Here is a 20,265-nt window from a genome sequence, read left to right on the forward strand (position 1 = left end):
AGACATGGGGAAGACCGATCCATGAACACAATGCTCGACATTCTGGGCATCACCGTCCCCATTTACCTGACCATTGCCTTGGGCTATGTGTGCACCCGCATGGGGCTGTTTGCCAAGGCCGAGATGCAGGTGTTTGGGCGCTTTACCTTGCAGCTGGCTTTGCCGGCCTTGCTGTTCAACGCACTGTCGCAGCGCAGCGTGGCCGAGATCCTGAACCTGAACTATTTGTTGGCCTACGCCTTGGGCTCTTTGGTGATGATTGGCGGGGGCCTGTGGTGGGCACGCCGGGTGCTGGGCCAAAGCCTGAGTTACAGCAGCATGATGGCCATGGGCATGTCTTGCCCGAACAGCGGCTTTGTGGGTTACCCCATCATTTTGTTGTCGTTTGGCCCGGTGGCAGGCGTGGCGTTGGCGCTCAACATGGTGGTCGAAAACTTCTTGCTGTTGCCTTTGCTGCTGGCCATTGCCGACGCGCAGGGCCGGCCTGGGCAGTGGAAAAGTGTGCTGCTGCAGACCGTGAAAAACGTGCTGCGCAACCCCATGATTTGGGGCGTGGTGGCGGGTTTCATGTTTTCTCTGTCGGGCCTGCAGATGCCTGCACCCTTGGGGCGCACCATCAATTTGTTTGCGCAGTCCAGTGCGGTGTTGGCACTGTTTGTGATTGGCGGCTCCTTGGTGGGCTTGCAGGCGCGGGGCTTGCAGGGCACGGTGCTGCCCATTGCGCTGGGCAAGCTGGTGCTGCACCCGCTGGCCATGTGGGCGGTGCTGGTGTGGCTGGTGCCCATTGCAGACCCGGCTTTGCGGGCCGCAGCCTTGCTGACAGGGGCCATGCCCATGCTGGGCATTTACACCATCTTGAACCAGCGCCACGGCCACGGCACGGTGAGCGCTGCGGCTTTGTTGGTGACCACGGTGCTGTCGTTCTTCACGCTCAGTGCGCTGTTGTGGCTGTTGAAGCTGCAGCCTGTGTGATCGCCACTGGCCTCAGGGCGGGCTGAGCCACTGCACCGCCATCTCGGTCAGCAGGGCCAGGGTGGCTTGCTGGGTGAGGGTGCTGGGGCGTTGCGCGCTGATGGCGGTGGTCAGCTGGATGTGCAGAGCCGGTTGCTTCAGGGGCCGCACCGAAAACGCCGAAGGCCGCACCGAGCGCATGACGGCGTTGCGCGGCAAGATGGCGTAGCCTGCGCCGTCGGCCACCAGGTCGAGGATGGCGCTCACACCGTCGATCTCCAGCGCAATGAGGGGGCGGCAGCCGATGGCGGCCATTTCAGACTCCACATGCATGCGAATGGCGTTCGGGCGCGTGGGGATGACCAAGGGCAGGGCGGCGACTTCTTGCAGGCCGATGGCGGGCGGGGGCGGGTCTTCTTGCAAGCCGGGTGGGCGCGGCTGCACCAGCAGCAACTCTTCTTGCACCAGCGGGGTGTGCTCGATGCCCGGCATGGGGCTGGGGTTGTAGAGCACGGCGATGTCCAGACGGCCGTTTTGCAGGTTTTCCTGCATGGCACTCGACAGGCCTTCGCTGATGGACAGCTGGGCCTCGGGCATCTTGGTGCGAAAAGCCCGGGTGAGTGGCACCGTCAGCACCCGCGCCACGCTGGGCGGCAGGCCCAAAGCCACGCGGCCTGTGAGGCCCGAGCGCACCCGGCCCAGATCTTCTCGCGCTCGCTCCACCTGGTGCAAGATGCCCCGGCCGTGCTCCAGCAGCAGCAGACCGGCCTGGGTGGGGGTAGCGCCGCGCCCGTTGCGCACCAACAGGTTTTGCCGAAGCTCGACTTCGAGCAGGCGCACTTGGCGGCTGAGCGCCGGTTGAGCGATGTTCAGGGCTTGGGCGGCCCGGGTGAAGCTGCCCAGTTCGGCCACACGCACAAAGTATTCGAGCTGTTTGAGGTCCATGTGTATCTGCGCCAAGGGCTTTCAGTTGAACGGATTTTGTCATACCCAAGGCTTGGTTATAAGAATTTGTTCTAGCTGGTAGATGCCCCAGTGGGTTGGAGGTTGGAGCAGGGCGACGCACAATCTGCACCACACTTTGTGACATTTCGAGCAAAGAGCGGCAATCCAGAGATCGCTTAGTACCTCGCGATGACGGTTGCGTTGTCATTGGGAGCGAAGCGCGGCAATCCAGAGATCGCTTCGTACCGCGCGATGACGGTTGCGTTGTCGTTGGGAACGAAGTGCGGCAATCCAGAGATCGCTTCGTACCGCGTTATGACGGTTGCGTTGTCATTGCGAGCGAAGCGCGGCAATCTATAACACCTACCGATAGAAAAAATGAGCCAAACGAAACCCTTGATCATCGACGTCCACGGCCACTACACCACCGCCCCCAAGGCACTGGAAGAGTGGCGCAACAAGCAAATTGCGGGCATCAAAGACCCCGCGTCCATGCCCAAAGTCTCCGAGCTGAAAATCAGCGACGACGAGTTGCGCGAGAGCATCGAGACCAACCAGCTGGCCAAGATGAAGGAGCGCGGCTCGGACATCACCATCTTCAGCCCCCGCGCCAGCTTCATGGCCCACCACATTGGTGACTTCAATGTGTCGTCTACCTGGGCAGCCATTTGCAATGAGCTGTGCTACCGCGTGAGTCAACTCTTCCCCGACCACTTTGTGCCTGCGGCCATGCTGCCCCAGTCGCCTGGTGTGGACCCGGCCACTTGCATCCCCGAGCTGGTCAAGTGTGTCGAGCAGTATGGCAACGTGGGCATCAACCTCAACCCCGATCCGTCGGGCGGCCACTGGACATCGCCACCTTTGAGTGACAAGGCCTGGTACCCGATTTACGAAAAAATGGTGGAGTACGACATCCCTGCCATGATCCACGTGAGCACCAGCTGCAACAGCTGCTTTCACACCACGGGTGCGCACTACCTGAACGCCGACACCACCGCCTTCATGCAGTGCCTGACTTCAGACCTGTTCAAGGATTTCCCGACGCTCAAGTTCTTGATTCCGCACGGCGGCGGCGCGGTGCCTTACCACTGGGGCCGGTTCCGTGGCTTGGCGCAAGAACTCAAAAAGCCTTTGCTGACCGAGCACTTGCTCAACAACATCTTCTTTGACACCTGCGTTTATCACCAGCCGGGCATCGACCTGCTCACCAAGGTCATCCCGGTCAAGAACATCTTGTTTGCCTCCGAAATGATCGGCGCGGTGCGCGGCATCGACCCCGAAACTGGCCACTACTTTGACGACACCAAGCGCTATGTGCAAGCCACGGCCAACCTGAACGACGAAGAGCGTTACATGGTCTACGAAGGCAATGCGCGCCGGGTGTTCAAGCGGCTGGATGACCAACTCAAGGCCAAAGGCCAGTGAATGTGGTGAACTTTTTTCGCGGTCAGAGACCGCTCCCACAGAGATATCTTGTAGGAGCGGTCTCCGACCGCGATGGACCGACATCAAGGCTGATCGCGGTCTCTGACCGCTGAATGACACACTATTTCAGGAGAGAAAACCATGTACGAACTCGGCGTTGTTTACCGCAACATCACCCGCGCTGACCGCGCAGCTGCAGATGGTCTGGGCGCACTCGGCTCGGCCACCGTGCACGAAGCCATGGGCCGTGTGGGCCTCATGAAGCCTTATATGCGTCCCATCTACCCCGGCGCGCAGGTATCGGGCACGGCCGTGACAGTGCTGCTGCACCCCGGCGACAACTGGATGATGCATGTGGTGGCCGAGCAAATTCAGCCCGGCGACATCGTGGTCGCGGCCATCACGGCCGATTGCACCGACGGTTACTTTGGTGACCTGCTGGCCACATCGTTCCAAGCCCGAGGCGCACGCGCTTTGATCATCGACGCCGGAGTGCGTGATGTGAAAGAGCTGCAGAAGATGAACTTCCCGGTGTGGAGCAAAGCCATCAGCAGCAAGGGCTGCATCAAAGCCACCATCGGCTCGGTCAACATCCCGGTGGTGTGCGCGGGCATGATCGTCCACCCCGGTGACGTGATCGTGGCCGACGACGACGGCGTGGTGTGTGTGCCCCACGCACTGGCCGCCAAAACGCTGGCCGCAGCGTTAGCGCGTGAAGCCAACGAAGGCGAAAAACGAGCCAAGCTCGCATCGGGCGTGCTGGGTTTGGACATGTACAAGATGCGTGAGCCCTTGGCAGCAGCGGGCCTGAAGTACATCGACTGATTCCACCATTCGTGGGGGTGCGATACGCGGCTGCGGCCGTGCCGGGGCCCATCAGTCCTTCGGCCAGCCAATCGCCCCAACACGGCCACAGCCGCGCATCGCAGGAAGCGATGGCGTTTGGCATGAACAGGAGAAGACAAGTGAGCAAACCCACGACAGGTGATTTCACCAAAACCGCTGGCTGGATGGACTGGTACACCGGCCCGTCCAAGCCCAGATTCCAACTGCCCGCTGGCGCAGTTGATGCGCACTGCCACGTGTTTGGCCCGGGCGCCGAGTTTCCCTACGCCCCCGAGCGCAAGTACACACCGTGTGACGCCAGCAAGCACCAGCTGTATGCGCTGCGCGACCACCTGGGCTTTGCGCGCAATGTGGTGGTGCAGGCCACCTGCCACGGCGCCGACAACCGCGCCATGGTGGATGCACTGGTCAATTCAAACGGTATGGCGCGTGGCGTGGCCACCGTCAAACGCAGCGTCACCGACGAAGAAATCCAGGCCATGCACGACGCGGGTGTGCGCGGCGTGCGTTTCAACTTTGTCAAACGCTTGGTGGACTTCACGCCCAAGGACGAGCTGATGGAGATCGCGGGCCGCATCCAGAAATGGGGCTGGCATGTTGTCATTTATTTCGAGGCCGTTGATCTGCCTGAGCTGTGGGACTTTTTCACCGCGCTGCCTACCACGGTGGTGGTGGACCACATGGGGCGGCCCGATGTGTCGCTGCCGGTGGATGGCCCGCAGTTTGCGTTGTTCCAAAAGTTCATGCGCGAGCACACCAATGTGTGGAGCAAAGTGTCCTGCCCTGAGCGCTTGTCGGTGACCGGCCCCAAGGCTTTGAATGGCGAGCAAAACGCATACGCCGACGTGATCCCGTTTGCCAAGCGCATCGTGGAGGAGTTTCCCGATCGCGTGCTGTGGGGCACCGACTGGCCACACCCCAACTTGAAAGACCACATGCCCGACGACGGCCTGTTGGTCGATTTCATCCCGCACATCGCGCCCACGGCAGAACTGCAAAAAAAGCTGCTGGTGGACAACCCGATGCGGCTGTATTGGCCAGAGGTGTGACCATGGCCTTTTGGTTGTCATTACTCGGAGCGAAGCGCGCCATGGATTGCCGCGCTGCGCTCGCAATGACAAGGAATTCGTATAGACGCGCTGCGCTCGCAATGACAAGGAATTTGTATAGACGCGCTGCGCTTGCCATGACACCGAATTCGTCATCGCGAGGAGCGCAGCGACGTGGCGATCCAGCATTCATGAACCATTGAACATAAGGACAGATATGGCTCTAGACAAACCCTACAAAGACGTGCCCGGCACGATCATTTTTGATGCCGAGCAATCACGCAAAGGCTATTGGCTCAACCAGTTTTGCATGTCGCTCATGAAGGCCGAGAACCGCGAGCGCTTCAAGGCCGACGAGCGCGCCTACTTGGACGAGTGGCAGATGAGCGAAGAGCAAAAGCAGGCCGTGCTGGCGCGAGATCTCAACTGGTGCATGCGCACCGGCGGCAACATTTACTTCCTCGCCAAAATTGGCGCGACCGATGGCAAGAGCTTCCAGCAGATGGCCGGCTCCATGACCGGGATGACCGAAGAGGAATACCGCAACATGATGATCGCGGGTGGGCGCAGCATCGAGGGCAATCGTTACGTCGGCGAAAACGGCAGCGCCCAAGCTCACAACCAGCCCCAAGGCGCAGCCGGAAAAAAACCTTAATCGGGGTCAGATCCCAATTCTTTTGAGAGAACCAGACATGGCCAAAATCACCGCATCCGTCTACACCTCGCATGTGCCCGCCATTGGCGCGGCCATGGATTTGGGCAAGACGCAAGAAGACTATTGGAAGCCCGTGTTCGCGGGCTACGACTTCTCCAGGCAATGGATGAAAGACAACAAACCGGACGTGATTTTTCTGGTCTTCAACGACCACGCCACGGCCTTCAGCTCCGACCTGATTCCCACCTTTGCCATCGGCACCGCTGCTGAGTACCAACCCGCTGACGAAGGCTGGGGTCCACGCCCGGTGCCTGTGGTGAAAGGTCACCCCGAGTTGGCCAGCCACATCGCGCAGTCGGTCATTCAGCAAGACTTTGACCTGACCATCGTCAACAAAATGGACGTGGACCACGGCCTGACGGTGCCACTGTCGTTGATGTGCGGTTCGCTGGACCCGGTCAAAGACGCCTGGCCTTGCCCGGTGATCCCGTTCGCTGTGAACGTGGTGCAGTACCCCGTGCCCAGTGGTCAGCGCTGCTTCAATTTGGGGCAGGCGATCCGCAAGGCGGTGGAAAGCTATGACGAAGACATCAACGTGCACATCTGGGGCACAGGCGGCATGAGTCACCAGCTGCAAGGCGCGCGTGCAGGCCTGATCAACCGCGAGTGGGACAACGCTTGGCTGGACCAGCTCATCAACGACCCGGCGGCTGCCGCTGCCACACCGCACATCAACTATGTGCGCGAAGCGGGCAGCGAAGGCATCGAGCTGGTCATGTGGCTGATCGCCCGTGGTGCCATGGCCGATGTCAGCGACGGCAAAGTCACAGGCCCGTTGCCCACTGTCAAGCACCGCTTCTACCATGTGCCCGCCAGCAACACAGCTGTGGGTCACGCTATCCTCGAAAACACCTGAACCTCGTAGGAGCGGTCTCTGACCGCGATCCCTGCCTGATGGCAAACCCATCGCGGTCAGAGACCGCTCCTACATAAAAAACCTACAAGGATCAAACCATGAGCAAAACCATCCGAGTCGCCCTGGCTGGCGCGGGTGCCTTCGGCATCAAACACCTGGACGGCATCCAAAACATCGATGGCGTCGAAGTCGTCTCGCTGATCGGCCGCGAGTTCGCCAAAACCAAAGAGGTGGCTGACAAATACGGCATTGGTCATGTCACCACCGACCTGAACGATTCATTGGCTTTGAAAGAAGTCGATGCGGTCATCCTGTGCACACCCACCCAAATGCACGCCAGCCAGTCCCTGGCTTGCCTGAAGGCGGGCAAACACGTTCAGGTGGAAATTCCGCTGTGCGATGTGTACAAGGACGGCCAGGAAGTGCTGCGCGTGCAAAAGGAAACCGGCCTGGTGGCCATGGTGGGCCACACCCGCCGTTTCAACCCCAGCCACCAGTGGGTGAACCACAAGATCAAGGCCGGTGAGTTCAACATCCAGCAGATGGATGTGCAGACCTATTTCTTTCGCCGTACCAACATGAACGCGCTCGGCCAAGCCCGCAGCTGGACCGACCACCTGCTGTGGCACCACGCCGCGCACACGGTGGACCTGTTCGCCTACCAGTGCGGCAGTCCCATCGTCAAAGCCAACGCGGTGCAGGGCCCGATTCACCCGACCCTCGGCATCGCCATGGACATGAGCATCCAGTTGCAAGCCGCCAATGGCGCGATCTGCACCCTGAGCCTGTCCTTCAACAACGACGGCCCGTTGGGCACCTATTTCCGCTACATCGGCGACACGGGCACTTACTTGGCGCGTTACGACGACCTGTTCACCGGCAAGGAAGAAAAGATCGACGTGTCCCAGGTGGCGGTGTCGATGAACGGCATCGAGCTGCAAGACCGCGAGTTCTTTGCCGCGATTCGCGAAGGCCGTGAGCCCAACAGCTCCATCGCACAAGTGCTGCCTTGCTACCAGGTCCTGCACGACCTGGAGCAGCAATTGGCCTGAAAACGCCGGTATGACCCAGCTCACGCCAAGTCTTGAGAGCCGATACCTGAAGGTGTTGGGCTTGGCGGGTTTTGCCAGCATGGCAGCGATGCGCATTGGTGATCCGATGCTGGTCGTGCTCAGCGATGAGTTTCAGGTCAGTACCGGCGATGCTTCGGCGGTGGTCTCGGTTTATGCCGTGGCCTATGGGTTTTCTCAGCTCCTGTACGGCCCGCTGGGTGATCGCTTCGGCAAGCTGCGTGTGGTTTCTCTGGCCGTGTTGGCCTGCGCCTTGTTCAGCGCCATCACGGCGATGTCTGCGAACTTGCCCATGCTGGTCATGATGCGCGGTTTCATGGGCATGGCGGGCGCGGGCATCATTCCGTTGGCCATGGCTTGGGTGGGTGACCAAGTGCCCTATGAAAGGCGACAGGAAACCTTGGCCAAGCTGATGAGCGCCACCGTGATCGGCATGATGAGTGGCCTGTGGTTTGGCGGTTTTGCAGCCGACACGCTGGGCTGGCGCAGCGCCTTTGTGGTCCTGTCGGTTTTGTTTTCGGTGGCCGCTGCTTTGCTGTGGCGTTTGCTTCGCAGCCACCCGCTGGTCGCTGCTTCAGCGGCACCGGGTTTGCTGGCTTCGGTGCGGACCACGGGTCAACTGCTCAGCATGCCTCGGGTGCGCTGGGTACTGGGGGTCACGGCCAGCGAAGGGGCTTTGGTGTTTGGGGCGATGGCGTTCATGCCCACGCATTTGCACCAGCACTACGGGCTCAGTGTGGTGGCAGCCGGCTCGGTGATGATGCTCTACGGCGTTGGGGGTTTGCTTTACAGCCAGATGGCTCGGCGTTGGCTGGCTTGGTTGGGCGAGCGGGGCTTGGTGCGCACCGGTACTGGCTTGATCGTGACAGGCTTTTTGTTGTTGGCTTGGGGCAGCACGGTTGGGGTGGGCATGCTGGCCTGCACCCTCACGGGCCTTGGCTTTTACATGCTGCACAACACCTTGCAAGTGCAAGCCACTCAGATGGCGCCGGCCGCTCGGGGAACGGCTGTGACCTTGTTTGCCAGTTCACTGTTTTTCGGCCAGTCCACCGGGGTGCTGCTCATGGCGCAAAGTGTGGACCTGGGCTGGCTGGCCTATGCTTTCACGGCAGCGGCCGTGTGCGTGTCGGGTTTGGGGGTGTTGGTCTACCGCTTGGTGGGGCGCCACTGAGCCTCAAAGGCTCAGGTTTCTTTAAGCAAAGGGCGCAAGGCCCACAGGCCCAGCACTGGGCCGGGGGCCAGCAGCCACAAGGCCATGCTGCCCCATTGCTGCACGGCCCAGCCCAGCAGCAAGATGCTGAGCACGGTGATCAAAAAGCCCACACCGTTTTGCAGCACCAAGGCGCTGCCCAGCCATTGCGGCGGCGCGTGCTGCGACGACATGGCCGAAAACTGCGGCGAATCGGCCACCACACAAACGCCCCAAAACAGCAGAGCCCCCAACTGGACCAATGGCCAAGCGTCGGGGATGAAGGGGTAGCCCAAGCACATCAGGCCCGATGCGGCCAAGGCCGTGGCCGCCACCCGCGCGCTGCCCACCCGGCGGCTCCACATGCCGCCCAATACGCATCCGAAAAAACCGATGCCGATGGCCGAAAAACTGATGAGCGCCACCGAGGGCGCCCAGCCGTAACCTGCAGCCACCAGTGAGCGGTGGATGGGCAGGCTCAGCCAAGGCAGCACGCTCCAAAACGCGTAAAGCTCCCACATGTGGCCAAAGTAACCCAGGGCCGACGCGCGAAAGCCGCGCACCGCAATCACCTCGCGCAAGGCCTGGGTGTTTAGCCGAACGGGGACGGGGGCAGCGGGGGAACTCGGCGATGCGACCTGCTTGGGCGGCTTGCCCATTAAGGCCACCAGCGCCGCGCCCACCAAGGCCAGCACCGATGAGCCCAGCAGCACCTCGGGCCAGGGCCAGCTCTGGCCAAGAGCCCGCAAACCGTGCGGCATGGCCGTGCCCAAGGTCAGCATGCCCACCAACCAGCCCAGTGCGGCGGCCGGTTTGCTGCCCACACGCTGGACCAACATCTTCATGCCCAGTGGGTAGATGCCCGCCAGGCACATGCCCACCACAAAACGCAGGCTCCAAAACACGCCGTAATCGGTCACGCCCCAGGTGACGGCGGCGTTCGCCAGCGCCCCCAGCGCGCTGCACACCACAAAAATGCGCGTGGGCTGAAAGCGGTCGGCCGCCCCGCTGAAGGCAAACACCATGGTGCCCGCAATGAAACCCAGCTGGGTGGCGGCCAGCAGCCAGCCAAAAGAAGTTGCGCTCAGTTGCCAGGCCTGCATCAGACTGTCGGCCACCCCGCTGGGGCTGAACCACAGCGAGGTGCTCAGGCACTGGGCCAGAACAATGGCCGCCACGGCCAGGGAGGGTTTGAACCCGTCGGAAGGAATGTTGGTCGGCTGGGTCTTCACGCCAAAAGTATATCGACGATCTTTCACAAGGCGCTTCGTGAGGCCGTGCTGGGGTGACGATAAGATCCCCTGTCAAGATTTTTGAAAACCCTCCACATGACCGACCGTTACGCCGTCATCGGCAACCCCATTGTGCAAAGCAAATCGCCCCTGATCCACAGCGCTTTTGCGCAAGTCACAGGGCAAGACATCGACTACGGCAAATTGCTTGGCCCCGTGGGCGAGTTTGCGGCCACGGTGGACGCGTTTCGAGCCAGTGGCGGGCGGGGCATGAACGTGACGGCGCCCTTCAAGATGGACGCCTTTGCCTACGCCACCGACTTGGCCCCCAGCGCCCAGATGGCGGGGGCGGTGAACGCGATGAAGTTCGAGGGCGACAAGGTGTATGCCGAGAACTTTGACGGTGTGGGCCTGGTGCGCGACTTGGTGCACAACCTGGCCTGCCCGCTGCAGGGGCGGCGTGTGTTGATTTTGGGGGCGGGTGGTGCGACACGCGGGGCCTTACTGCCGCTGTTGGCCGAGCAACCTGCCGAGCTGGTGATCGTCAACCGAACGGTGGCCAAGGCGCAGGAATTGGCGGCTTTGGCGCAGCAGCATCAAACTGGCCAAGTGCCTGTGCAGGGGCTTGGCTATGCCGACTTGCAGGGGCAGACGTTTGATGTGGTGCTCAATGCCAGCTCGTCCAGCCTCACGGCCGAGTTGCCACCTTTGCCCGCGAGTGTGTTTGCGCCTGGCGCTCTGGCCTACGACCTGACTTACGGCAAAGGCCTCACGCCGTTTTTGCAACTGGCGCAACAAGCGGGCGTGACACAGTTGGCCGATGGTGTGGGCATGCTGGCCGAGCAAGCGGCCGAGGCCTTTGCCTGGTGGCGTGGGGTACGGCCTGACACCGCCGCAGTGATTGCTCAGCTGACGGTGCCGCTGGTGTAAGGGCGGCTCAGCGCTTGGCCAGCAGCGCGATCAACTCGGGCACCAGCGCGTTGGGATCACCCTCGCGGCAGGCGGTCTCCAGGGTGTTTTTGACCGCTTGGGCCACGGTGTGGTCGGCGTGCGTGTCGCTGGCCATCTGGTTGTAGTAGCTCAAGTCCTTGAGCGCATTGCTCATGGAAAAGCGCAGGCCCGAGGTGTCGCCCGACAGGAGTGTGGGTTTGAGGCGATCGAGCGCTGCGCCAAAGCCGCCGCCTTTGCTGAGCACCTCGACAAAGGTGCTGGCATCCACACCAGCGCGCTGGGCGCAGGCCGCGGCCTCGGCCAGCAGGGTCACGGTGCCCAGCGACACGTAGTTGTGCAAAAGCTTCATGCGGTGGCCTGATCCAATCGGCCCGGTGTGCACGATGTTTTCTGCAAAGCAGGCCAGGATGGGGCGGCAGCGTTCAAACAGCGCAGCATCACCGCCCACCAGCAAATTCAATCGGCCCTCGGCCGCTTCTTTGGGCGTGCGGGTCATGGGTGAGTCGAGGAACTGTCCGCCTTGGGCGATGACCAAGGCCGCAACTTTTTCGGTGGACGCGGGCACGGCCGTGGAGCAGTCGATCACGATGGTGCCGGGGCGCAGACCTTTCAAGACACCGTCTTGCCCCAGTAGCACTGCTTCGACCTGGGGCGTGCCTGTGACGCACAAGATGATCACATCTGTCTGCGCCGCCAAGGCTTGCGGCGTGCTGCAAGTGTGTGCACCTGCTTCCAGCAGGGTGTCCAGCGGCTGGTTGCCGGCGTGTTCGAGGACGGTGAGGTGGTGCCCGTGCTTGAGCAGGTTGCTCGCAATGCCGTGGCCCATCATGCCAATGCCGATCATGCCAATGTGGGTCATGGTAGTTCCTTATATTGAAGCGTCATGGGCCCACTTTAGCCGCGAACAGGGCGCAAGGGCGTCACTTGTTGGTCAATCAGGCGCTCTATACTTCGCCCGATGAACGCTTCGGTACATTCGTCAGAGCCCATGTTGGCCACCTCCAGCGGTGCAGGTCGCACCAATGACCCGGCGCGCACCATGGCCGAGATCTTGGCCGTGGCCACGCACGAGTTTGCCGACAAGGGGCTGAGCGGCGCGCGCATCGACGCCATTGCGGCGGCCACGCGCACCAGCAAGCGCATGATCTATTACTACTTCGGCAGCAAGGACGGGCTGTACTTGGCGGTGCTGGAGGAGGCTTACCGGCGCATGCGGGCCATTGAATCCGATCTGCACCTGGACGACTTGCCGCCCATGGACGCGCTGCAAAAGCTGGTGGCCTTCACTTACGACCACCACCGCGACAACGAAGACTTCATCCGGCTGGTGATGAACGAGAACATCCAGCGCGGCGACTACCTGCGGCAAAGCCGGAACATCCAGCAACTCAACAGCCAGGCCATTGAGTCGGTGCGCGACTTGTACGTGCGGGGCGTGGCCCAAGGCGTCTTCCGCCCGGGGCTGGAGCCGGTCGACATCCACTCGGCCATCTCGGCGTTCACGTTTTTTAATGTGTCCAATCGCCACACCTTTGGCGTGATTTTTCAGGACAAGGCCAGCACCGCCAAAGCCCAAACCCTCAAGCGCGAGCATGTGGTCGACATGATCCAGCGCTTTGTGGCCTATTGAATTTCGGCATACCTGATAGACCCGCAAACGGTCTTGGCATCAGGGTAAACACCGATCATTAAAAAACTAACCAGTTCGTACATTATGGGCTGTTCAGGAGAAAACATGCTCAACAAGCTCATGGGGCATTACTGCAGGGTCCTCTCGGTGGTGATGGTGATATGTCTGGCAGCCATGGTGTTCATGGTGTTTGGCAACGTCGTTTTGCGCTACGGCTTCAACTCGGGCATCACCGTGTCCGAAGAGTTGTCGCGCTGGGCCTTCTTGTGGGTGGTGTTTTTGGGGGCCACGGTGGCCGTGCACGAAAAAGCCCACATGGGTGTGGACAGTTTGGTGATGAGTTTGCCGCCCCTGTTGCGCAAAGCTGTTTTGCTGGTGGGCTACTTGTTGATGCTGTTGGTCACCTGGCTCATGTTTTCGGGCAGTTTGGCGCAAACGCGCATCAACTGGGACGTGGAAGCGCCGGTGACGGGTTACTCCATGGCCTGGGCATATGGATGCGGCGTGGTGTTTGCGCTTTCCACTGGTGTCATGTTTTTGATGCAGATCTGGGCTTTGCTCACACAAAAAGACTGAAGGCCCACACATGACCATCGCGATTTTTCTGGGGGCCTTGATTTTGGCCATTGCCATGGGCATCCCCGTGGCCTATTCGTTGCTGCTGTCGGGTGTTGCGTTGATGTGGCATCTGGACTTGTTTGACGCGCAGATCCTGGCGCAAAACGTGCTCGAAGGGGCCAACAGCTTCCCCTTGCTGGCGGTGCCATTTTTCATGCTGGCAGGCGAGATCATGAATGTGGGTGGCCTGTCTCGTCGCATTGTGAACTTGGCGCTGAGTCTGGTGGGCCATGTGCGCGGCGGTTTGGGGTTTGTCACGATTTTGGCGGCGGTGATGTTGGCCTCCTTGTCGGGTTCGGCCGTGGCCGACACGGCCGCATTGGCCGCTTTGCTCTTGCCCATGATGGTCAAGGCGGGGCACAACAAGGCGCGTGCGGGGGGGCTGATCGGCGCGGCCGGCATCATCGCGCCCATCATTCCGCCTTCCATTCCATTTGTGATTTTTGGTGTGGCAGCCAATGTGTCAATTGGCAAGCTGTTCATGGCCGGCATCGTGCCCGGCATCTTGATGGGCGTGGCCATCGCGTTCACCTGGTGGCTGGTGGCCCGCAGCGAAGGCGCGACCACACCGCCCAAGGCCAGCACCGCAGACCAGTGGAAGGCCTTGCGCGAATCCACCTGGGCCTTGGTCTTGCCGGTCATTGTGTTGGTGGGCTTGAAGATGGGCGTGTTCACCCCCACCGAGGCCGCGGTGGTGGCGGCTGTTTATGCCTTCTTTGTGGCCACAGTGGTGTACCGTGAACTCAAGTGGCACCAAATTTACGAGGTCATGGTGTCGGCTTCCAAAACCACCGCCGTGATCATGTTTTTGGTGGCGGCCGCATCGGTCAGCGCCTGGCTGATCACCGTGGCCCAGTTGCCTGCGCAGCTGATTGAATTGCTGCGCCCCTTCATGGACAACCCCACTTTGCTGCTGACCATCATCATGCTGCTGCTTTTGCTGATCGGCATGGCCATGGACTTGACGCCCACCATCCTGATTCTGGCCCCTGTGCTGATGCCGGTGGTCAAGGCCGCGGGCATCGACCCGGTTTACTTTGGCGTGCTGTTTGTGATGGTGGGTGCCATTGGTCTGATCACGCCGCCCGTGGGCACGGTGCTCAACGTGGTGGCGGGTGTGGGCAAGATGAAGATCGACGAAGTGGCCAAAGGTGTGCTGCCTTTCATGTTCGCGCAGATTCTGGTGGTGATTTTGCTGGTGCTGTTCCCGTCCATCGTGATGGTGCCGCTCAAGTTCTTTTATTCCTGATGTTTTTCAAGCGGTTTGGCGGTGAGTTGGGCACGCCCTCGCCAAACCTTTTTATCCATGGCGTCCCGCTTTCCTTTTCGGAGACAAGTTCATGAAACGAGTGTTCATCAAGACCGTGCTGGCCACGGCAGCTTTGGCCCTGACCGGTGTGGCCATGGCGCAAGACAGGACCATCAAGTTCGCCAACCAGAACGCGGCCGGTCACCCCATCATCCAGGGCATGGAGAAGTTCAAGGAGATCGTCGAGAAGCAGTCCGGCGGCAAGCTCAAGGTCAATGTGTTCCCCGGTGGCGCTCTGGGCAGCGACCAGGCCAACGTGTCGGCCCTGCAAGGCGGCACCTTGGAGATGGCGTCGATGAACTCGGGCATCTTCGCCTCGCAGGTCAAGGACTTTGCGGTGTTTGACTTCCCCTTCCTGTTTGCCAGCGGCCCGGAAGCCGATACCGTGGTTGACGGTGCCTTTGGCAAAAAGATGCACGCCAAGCTGGAAGAAAAAGGCCTGGTGGGTCTGGGCTACTACGAGTTGGGCTTTCGCAACCTGACTAATGGCCGCCGCGCCATCAACAAGGTCTCGGACATCGAAGGCCTGAAGCTGCGCGTGATCCCTAACCCGATCAACGTGGACTGGGTCAAGGCCCTGGGTGCCAACCCCACACCACTGCCATTCCCAGAGCTGTACGCTGCGCTGGAGCAAAAGGCGGTGGACGGCCAGGAAAACCCCGTGGCCACGATCAATGGCGCCAAGTTGTACGAAGTGCAAAAGCACCTGACCCTGACCGGTCACCAGTACAACCCCCAGTCGATCGTCATCAGCAAGAAGTTCTGGGACACCCTGTCGGCTGCTGACAAGAAAATCCTGAGCGACGCCGCCGCCGAATCGTCCAAGTTCCAGCGTGCCCAGGCCCGTGCCCAGGAAGCCAGTTTGCTTGAGAACCTGAAAAAAGGCGGCATGCAAGTGACCACCTTGCCCGCAGCCGAAGTGGCCATCTTGCGCGACAAGATGAAGCCCGTGATTGCCAAGCACGGCGAGCCGATCGCGGCCACCGTGGCAGAGCTGCAAGCCGAGCTGGCCAAGCTGCGCAAGTAAGCCGCCGGACCACGGCACACGCCGTGACCCGGGCTTGAAATGAGTCCGCTGCAGCCTGTTGCTGCAGCGACTCACTTCCCTGCCTACAGGGGAAATTCCTGATTTTTTTCAACTCGCATCCCTGAGCGATGCGGGCCTCTTTCTATCAGCCCATGATCAACGGCCACACCGAACTCATCGCGCACATCGGCTACCCCACGCACACCTTCAAGTCACCGATGATCTACAACCCGTACTTTGAAGCGTCGGGCATCAACGCGGTGGTGGTGCCCATGGCTTGCCAAAGCGCGCATTACCCGGCCTTCCTCCAGTCGGTGTTCACCTTGGACAACATCCGCGGTGCGCTGATCACCATGCCGCACAAGGTCAGCACTGTGGGCTTGCTCGACGAAGTCACTGCCACGGTGCGTGTGGCCGGCGCTTGCAACGCCGTCAAGCGCCTGGCCGATGGCCGTTTGGTGGGCGACATGTTTGACGGTGCCGGTTTTGTGCGTGGCGTGCAGCGCAAGGGTTTTGACCTCACGGGAAAACGCGTGCTGGTTGTCGGGACAGGTGGCGTGGGTTGCGCGATTGCAGCATCGCTCGCGGGCGCGGGCATTGCGGCGATCAGCCTGTTCGATGTGAATGTCGACTGCTGCGAGGCACTGGCCCAGCGGCTCCAAGCCAACTACCCGCAAATTGAGGTGCGCACCGGCTCCAACGATCCAGCGGGTCACGATTTGGTGGTCAACGCCACGCCCTTGGGCATGAACGAGGGCGACCCGCTGCCATTGGATGTGACGCGCCTGTCGCCCGACACCTTTGTGGGCGAGGTCGTGATGCGTGCCGAGACCACCGCGTTTTTGGCGGCAGCCCAAGCACGCGGCTGCCGCACGCAGGTGGGCACCGACATGCTTTACGAACAGATTCCGGCCTATCTGGAGTTTTTTGGTTTGCCCACCACCACCGCCGACGTGCTGCGCCGCTTGGCGCGGCTGAGTTACTGAACCTGTTTGACCCACCACCACGGCCGATGAACTGAACCTCTTTTTGTAGGAGCCCACCGCCGTGGGCGGTGGGTGTGGAACACACCCCAAACACCATCGTCCATGGGGCGCACCTGCAAATTGCAACTGGAGCGAAGAGATGACCTTGAACAAAATTGACCGAGAAGCTGTGCCGGACATGCCCAACCGACTGGGCATCGCGGGCATTGAATTCATCGAATACGCCACCAGTCGCCCGCAGGCCCTGGGGCAGGTGCTGGAGAACATCGGCTTTCGCCCGGTGGCCCGACACCGCTCGCGCGAGGTCACGCTTTACCGCCAGGGGAGCATGAACCTGGTGGTCAATGCCAGCCCGGACGACGCCCGTGTGAGTGCCACGGTCGATGGCCAGCCGGTCATCTCGGCCGTGGCGTTCAGGGTACAAGACGCTCTGAAGGCCCACACCCGCTGCCTGGACTTGGGTGCTTGGAGTGTGGGCAGCCACGCCCAAGCGATGGAGCTGCACATTCCCGCCATCCATGGCCCGGGCGGCAGCCGCTTTTACTTTGTCGACCGCTGGCAAGAGTTTTCTATTTACGACATCGATTTCAAGCCCATCCCGACGGTGGATCCGAACCCGCCTGCGTTGGCGGACATGCGCTACTTTGGCGTGGTGCAGTACATCGGCGCGGCCCGCAGCGCGGAGTGGCAAACCTACTACGAACACATGTTCGACTTCAGTGCAATCCCTGACGAAGAGCGCTTTGGCATCCTGCCCAAAGGCAAGCTGATGAAAAGCCCTTGTGGCAGCTTCTTGTGGCAACTGGTCGAGCCCGAGCCCTGGATGGACGGCGACGACAGCCCCGAGTGTTTGCAGCGCATCGGTTTTGGTGTGGCGGACGTGGGCCAAGCCGTGGCCGCGCTCAAGGCCCGTGGTGTGGAGTTTGTCGAGTCCGCCCGTTTGCACCCCGAAGACCGTGGCGCACTGACCCGCGCCACGCTGGGCTCGGTCGCTTTTGAACTCGTTCACCAATGAGGCCGCACATGAACTTGCTCGATGGTTATGGCATGGACACCATCACCATGGCCGGGACCCTCGAGGCCAAACTGGCCGCCATGAAGGGCGCTGGCTTTTCTCAGGTGATGCTCATGGCCCGCGATCTGGTCACGCACCCCGGGGGCGTGCAGGCCGCGGTGGCGGCGGTGGCCGCCAGCGGCATGCGGCCCACCGGTTTTCAGGTGCTGCGCGACTTCGAGGGTCTCTCGGGACACTTGCACAGTTACAAGCTCGACATCGCCAAGTCCATGCTCGAGATGTGTGCGGCGACTGGCAGCCAGGTTTTGCTGGTGTGCTCGTCTACCTCGCGCCACGCGACGCAAGACCTGGATCTCATTGCCGCCGATCTGAAAAAACTGGCCATGCTGGCGGTGCCTCTGGGCATCAAGATCGCTTATGAAGCGCTTTCTTGGGGCCGCACTGTCCATGAATTCACCACCAGTTGGGACGTGGTCTGCCGCGCCGATTGCCCCAATCTGGGCATCGGCATCGACTCGTTTCACATCTTTGCCGCCAAGACTGATCTTGACGCCATTGAAGAGCTGGACCCGTCCAAGATTTTTCTGGTGCAGCTGTCGGACTTCATGTGGCAGGAAACGCCCACCTTTGAAGAGCGCATGACCACCGCCCGCACTTTCCGTGTGTTCCCAGGCGAGGGTGTCCACAGCGAGCAACTGGCCGATCTCGTGCTGCGTCTGGACCGCCTGGGCTACCGGGGCGACTACAGCTTCGAGGTCTTCAACGACGACTACCAACAACTGCCGCTGGAGACCGTGGCCGAACGTGCCCGCAAGAGTGCCACCTGGCTGCACCAAGATGTGCTGCACAAAGCCGCGCCGCTGCCCGATTGGGTGCGCGGAGCTTGAGATTCAGGATGGGCGCGTTGACCAGGACCGATAGCTTGCAAATAAGAGGTGATTGACCCAAGCCACTGCCGCACACACCAAAGCTGTCCATGCCGTGTGACTGGGGAAGTGGGCGCCACGCAGGGTTTGGATGGCGCCCAGAACCAGGCCCATCAGCAAGATGATTGCCAAGAGTTTTTGTCCCGTGCGTCGCTCATGGGGCTGGGTGGAGGCCAACCACGGCAGGCTCAGGGCCAGGAATGCAAAAGCGCTGGAGGCGTGGCCGCCTGGAAAGCAATGGCCACTGCCGCCATCGGAGACACCCCAATTCCAATGCGAAACATAAGTGGCGATGCCGCCAAAAGCTTGCAGCTCCCAAGGGCAGCTGGTCAGGCTCACACGTTTGACGGCGGTGACCACCATCAAGCTCAGGGTGATGCCCACGACTATTTCGATCCTCTGTAGACGCGGCATCTGGCGCCAGAACCCCATGGGGCGGAACGCCATCCACACCAGGCCCAGATAAATGACCACAGCCAGGCGCTTGGCACCGTCGTGCCCAACCGTGCTGAGCCACCAGTGGTCGCGCAGCGCAAAGCCCTTCGCATCGCCCAGCCAGGCCATGACGCGGATGTCTGCCCCTGAGGCATCCCAGGCCAGGGTCAAGCCCAAACAGACGATCCAAAGCCCAAGGCCTGGCCATACAGCCCCCAAACGGTTGTGCGCCCTCTGGTGGGGTTTTGACGTGCAGTCCATCTTGTCTTCATGCATGTTGGTGATTGGACAGCCATTGCCTTAAGGCTGACTTAATTTCGCTTTGCCAAGATGCTCAACATGCACACCACTCCTGACACAATCAGGCCTCATCAGCAGATCAGGCACACCTCCGGAAATGAAGCCATGCGGGTATTGATTGTGGAAGACGACGTGGACATTGCCACGGGCTTGGCCGCGACCCTGAGGGGCAGCGGTTATGCGGTGGACGTGACGACCACGCTGGCACTGGCCTCGGCGGCCCTGCGCGTGGAGCCTTTTGATCTGGTCCTGCTGGACCTGAGCTTGCCCGATGGCGATGGCCTGGACTGGCTGCGCCAGGTGCGCAGCTCGGGCAGTGTCAAGCCGGTGCTGATCATGACCGCACGCGATGCCTTGCCCGACCGGGTGGCCGGGCTGGACGAGGGGGCCGACGACTACGTGGTCAAGCCCTTCGAGCCCGAAGAGCTGCTGGCCCGCATGCGCGTGGCCTTGCGCCGCAGCGAAGGTCGAGCTTCTCCCCTCCTGCGCCATGGCGACTTGGTGGTGGATCCGGCGGCTCACACGGTGGTGCGAAACGGCGAGACCGTGGCGCTGCGTGCCAAGGAATTTGCCTTGCTGCTGGCCCTGCTGCGTGGCAGCGGCCAGGTGCTGTCGCGCCAGCGGCTGGAGCAAGCACTTTATGGCTTTGACGAAGTGCTGGACAGCAACGCCCTTGAAGTACACATGCACCACCTGCGCCGCAAACTGGGCGATGGCTTGGTCAAGACGGTGCGCGGCGTGGGCTACTTTGTGCCAGTGCCAGAACCCCAAGGGCCGGCTTGATGGCGCA

The 20,265-nt window shown here is 61.2% G+C and carries 21 protein-coding genes; 17 read left to right on the plus strand and 4 right to left on the minus strand.

All coding sequences use genetic code 11. The annotated features are described in order from the left end of the window. Window positions 1–21 precede the first annotated feature (21 nt). Complete coding sequence (locus tag B9Z50_RS05275; RefSeq protein WP_108362658.1) at window positions 22–972, plus strand: AEC family transporter; 951 nt, start codon at window positions 22–24, stop codon at window positions 970–972. Window positions 973–984: 12 nt separating this feature from the next. Here B9Z50_RS05275 and B9Z50_RS05280 read toward each other — a convergent pair whose 3' ends face one another. Further along, window positions 985–1,896, minus strand: a complete 912-nt coding sequence (locus tag B9Z50_RS05280) for a LysR substrate-binding domain-containing protein (RefSeq protein WP_108362659.1) — start codon at window positions 1,894–1,896, stop codon at window positions 985–987. 396 nt (window positions 1,897–2,292) lie between these two features. Between B9Z50_RS05280 and B9Z50_RS05285 the strand changes: the two genes are divergently transcribed. From B9Z50_RS05285 to B9Z50_RS05315, 7 genes are all read left to right on the plus strand, one after another. Next, on the plus strand, window positions 2,293–3,321 hold the full coding sequence (locus B9Z50_RS05285) for an amidohydrolase family protein (protein ID WP_108363563.1): 1,029 nt from the start codon (window positions 2,293–2,295) through the stop codon (window positions 3,319–3,321). A 141-nt stretch (window positions 3,322–3,462) separates the two neighbouring features. Continuing rightward, window positions 3,463–4,146 (plus strand): 4-carboxy-4-hydroxy-2-oxoadipate aldolase/oxaloacetate decarboxylase, encoded by a 684-nt coding sequence (gene ligK, locus B9Z50_RS05290; RefSeq protein WP_108362660.1) that lies wholly within the window; start codon window positions 3,463–3,465, stop codon window positions 4,144–4,146. A gap of 140 nt (window positions 4,147–4,286) precedes the next feature. Continuing rightward, window positions 4,287–5,216, plus strand: coding sequence for an amidohydrolase family protein (locus tag B9Z50_RS05295; RefSeq protein WP_108362661.1), 930 nt, complete (start codon window positions 4,287–4,289; stop codon window positions 5,214–5,216). Between the two features lie 217 nt (window positions 5,217–5,433). Then, window positions 5,434–5,871, plus strand: coding sequence for a protocatechuate 4,5-dioxygenase subunit alpha (gene ligA, locus B9Z50_RS05300; protein ID WP_108362662.1), 438 nt, complete (start codon window positions 5,434–5,436; stop codon window positions 5,869–5,871). A gap of 37 nt (window positions 5,872–5,908) precedes the next feature. Beyond that, complete coding sequence (locus B9Z50_RS05305; protein ID WP_108362663.1) at window positions 5,909–6,787, plus strand: class III extradiol dioxygenase subunit beta; 879 nt, start codon at window positions 5,909–5,911, stop codon at window positions 6,785–6,787. A gap of 98 nt (window positions 6,788–6,885) precedes the next feature. Beyond that, window positions 6,886–7,839: a Gfo/Idh/MocA family oxidoreductase gene (locus B9Z50_RS05310; RefSeq protein ID WP_108362664.1), complete on the plus strand. Its 954-nt coding sequence runs from the start codon at window positions 6,886–6,888 to the stop codon at window positions 7,837–7,839. 10 nt (window positions 7,840–7,849) lie between these two features. Then, window positions 7,850–9,028 carry an MFS transporter gene (locus B9Z50_RS05315; protein ID WP_108362665.1) on the plus strand — a complete coding sequence of 393 codons (1,179 nt, stop codon included), beginning with the start codon at window positions 7,850–7,852 and terminating at the stop codon, window positions 9,026–9,028. Window positions 9,029–9,039: 11 nt separating this feature from the next. On the opposite strand, the gene B9Z50_RS05320 is transcribed toward B9Z50_RS05315, so the two are convergent. Then, window positions 9,040–10,305, minus strand: coding sequence for an MFS transporter (locus tag B9Z50_RS05320; protein ID WP_233249777.1), 1,266 nt, complete (start codon window positions 10,303–10,305; stop codon window positions 9,040–9,042). Window positions 10,306–10,374: 69 nt separating this feature from the next. Here B9Z50_RS05320 and aroE point away from each other — a divergent pair, with 69 nt between their 5' ends. Next, a complete protein-coding gene (gene aroE / locus B9Z50_RS05325; protein WP_108362666.1) occupies window positions 10,375–11,208 on the plus strand; it encodes a shikimate dehydrogenase in 834 nt (277 codons plus the stop codon). Between the two features lie 7 nt (window positions 11,209–11,215). On the opposite strand, the gene B9Z50_RS05330 is transcribed toward aroE, so the two are convergent. Then, a complete protein-coding gene (locus B9Z50_RS05330; RefSeq protein WP_108362667.1) occupies window positions 11,216–12,088 on the minus strand; it encodes an NAD(P)-dependent oxidoreductase in 873 nt (290 codons plus the stop codon). 129 nt (window positions 12,089–12,217) lie between these two features. Between B9Z50_RS05330 and B9Z50_RS05335 the strand changes: the two genes are divergently transcribed. The 7 genes from B9Z50_RS05335 (at window position 12,218) to B9Z50_RS05365 (ending at window position 18,701) form a co-directional block, all read left to right on the plus strand. Further along, a complete protein-coding gene (locus B9Z50_RS05335) occupies window positions 12,218–12,859 on the plus strand; it encodes a TetR/AcrR family transcriptional regulator (protein WP_233249778.1) in 642 nt (213 codons plus the stop codon). 105 nt (window positions 12,860–12,964) lie between these two features. Continuing rightward, window positions 12,965–13,435, plus strand: a complete 471-nt coding sequence (locus B9Z50_RS05340; RefSeq protein WP_233249779.1) for a TRAP transporter small permease — start codon at window positions 12,965–12,967, stop codon at window positions 13,433–13,435. Between the two features lie 10 nt (window positions 13,436–13,445). Further along, on the plus strand, window positions 13,446–14,726 hold the full coding sequence (locus B9Z50_RS05345; protein WP_108362669.1) for a TRAP transporter large permease subunit: 1,281 nt from the start codon (window positions 13,446–13,448) through the stop codon (window positions 14,724–14,726). 91 nt (window positions 14,727–14,817) lie between these two features. Then, the gene (locus B9Z50_RS05350; protein ID WP_108362670.1) at window positions 14,818–15,813 is read left to right on the plus strand and encodes a TRAP transporter substrate-binding protein; all 996 of its coding nucleotides are present in this window, start codon (window positions 14,818–14,820) and stop codon (window positions 15,811–15,813) included. A gap of 152 nt (window positions 15,814–15,965) precedes the next feature. Then, window positions 15,966–16,799, plus strand: coding sequence for a shikimate dehydrogenase (locus B9Z50_RS05355; RefSeq protein WP_108363569.1), 834 nt, complete (start codon window positions 15,966–15,968; stop codon window positions 16,797–16,799). 139 nt (window positions 16,800–16,938) lie between these two features. Continuing rightward, window positions 16,939–17,814, plus strand: coding sequence for a 4-hydroxyphenylpyruvate dioxygenase (locus B9Z50_RS05360; RefSeq protein ID WP_108362671.1), 876 nt, complete (start codon window positions 16,939–16,941; stop codon window positions 17,812–17,814). Between the two features lie 8 nt (window positions 17,815–17,822). Beyond that, window positions 17,823–18,701 (plus strand): sugar phosphate isomerase/epimerase, encoded by an 879-nt coding sequence (locus B9Z50_RS05365; RefSeq protein WP_108362672.1) that lies wholly within the window; start codon window positions 17,823–17,825, stop codon window positions 18,699–18,701. A gap of 3 nt (window positions 18,702–18,704) precedes the next feature. Here B9Z50_RS05365 and B9Z50_RS05370 read toward each other — a convergent pair whose 3' ends face one another. Further along, the gene (locus tag B9Z50_RS05370; protein ID WP_108362673.1) at window positions 18,705–19,352 is read right to left on the minus strand and encodes a phosphatase PAP2 family protein; all 648 of its coding nucleotides are present in this window, start codon (window positions 19,350–19,352) and stop codon (window positions 18,705–18,707) included. A gap of 228 nt (window positions 19,353–19,580) precedes the next feature. On the opposite strand from B9Z50_RS05370, the gene B9Z50_RS05375 reads away from it, so the two are divergent. Further along, entirely contained in the window at window positions 19,581–20,258 is a 678-nt protein-coding gene (locus tag B9Z50_RS05375) for a response regulator transcription factor (protein ID WP_108363571.1), read from the plus strand. Window positions 20,259–20,265 lie beyond the last annotated feature (7 nt).

Source organism: Limnohabitans sp. Bal53, from assembly GCF_003063355.1.
Taxonomy (GTDB): domain Bacteria; phylum Pseudomonadota; class Gammaproteobacteria; order Burkholderiales; family Burkholderiaceae_C; genus Limnohabitans_A.

Coding starts and splice junctions, on each gene's coding strand:
- B9Z50_RS05330 (WP_108362667.1), bottom strand. CDS start 12,088: ATGACCCACATTGGCATGATCGGCATTGGCATGATGGGCCACGGCATT.
- B9Z50_RS05375 (WP_108363571.1), top strand. CDS start 19,581: ATGCGGGTATTGATTGTGGAAGACGACGTGGACATTGCCACGGGCTTG.
- ligA (WP_108362662.1), top strand. CDS start 5,434: ATGGCTCTAGACAAACCCTACAAAGACGTGCCCGGCACGATCATTTTT.
- B9Z50_RS05365 (WP_108362672.1), top strand. CDS start 17,823: ATGAACTTGCTCGATGGTTATGGCATGGACACCATCACCATGGCCGGG.
- B9Z50_RS05275 (WP_108362658.1), top strand. CDS start 22: ATGAACACAATGCTCGACATTCTGGGCATCACCGTCCCCATTTACCTG.
- B9Z50_RS05315 (WP_108362665.1), top strand. CDS start 7,850: ATGACCCAGCTCACGCCAAGTCTTGAGAGCCGATACCTGAAGGTGTTG.
- B9Z50_RS05350 (WP_108362670.1), top strand. CDS start 14,818: ATGAAACGAGTGTTCATCAAGACCGTGCTGGCCACGGCAGCTTTGGCC.
- B9Z50_RS05345 (WP_108362669.1), top strand. CDS start 13,446: ATGACCATCGCGATTTTTCTGGGGGCCTTGATTTTGGCCATTGCCATG.
- B9Z50_RS05310 (WP_108362664.1), top strand. CDS start 6,886: ATGAGCAAAACCATCCGAGTCGCCCTGGCTGGCGCGGGTGCCTTCGGC.
- B9Z50_RS05360 (WP_108362671.1), top strand. CDS start 16,939: ATGACCTTGAACAAAATTGACCGAGAAGCTGTGCCGGACATGCCCAAC.
- B9Z50_RS05355 (WP_108363569.1), top strand. CDS start 15,966: ATGATCAACGGCCACACCGAACTCATCGCGCACATCGGCTACCCCACG.
- aroE (WP_108362666.1), top strand. CDS start 10,375: ATGACCGACCGTTACGCCGTCATCGGCAACCCCATTGTGCAAAGCAAA.
- B9Z50_RS05305 (WP_108362663.1), top strand. CDS start 5,909: ATGGCCAAAATCACCGCATCCGTCTACACCTCGCATGTGCCCGCCATT.
- B9Z50_RS05340 (WP_233249779.1), top strand. CDS start 12,965: ATGCTCAACAAGCTCATGGGGCATTACTGCAGGGTCCTCTCGGTGGTG.
- B9Z50_RS05280 (WP_108362659.1), bottom strand. CDS start 1,896: ATGGACCTCAAACAGCTCGAATACTTTGTGCGTGTGGCCGAACTGGGC.
- B9Z50_RS05335 (WP_233249778.1), top strand. CDS start 12,218: ATGTTGGCCACCTCCAGCGGTGCAGGTCGCACCAATGACCCGGCGCGC.
- ligK (WP_108362660.1), top strand. CDS start 3,463: ATGTACGAACTCGGCGTTGTTTACCGCAACATCACCCGCGCTGACCGC.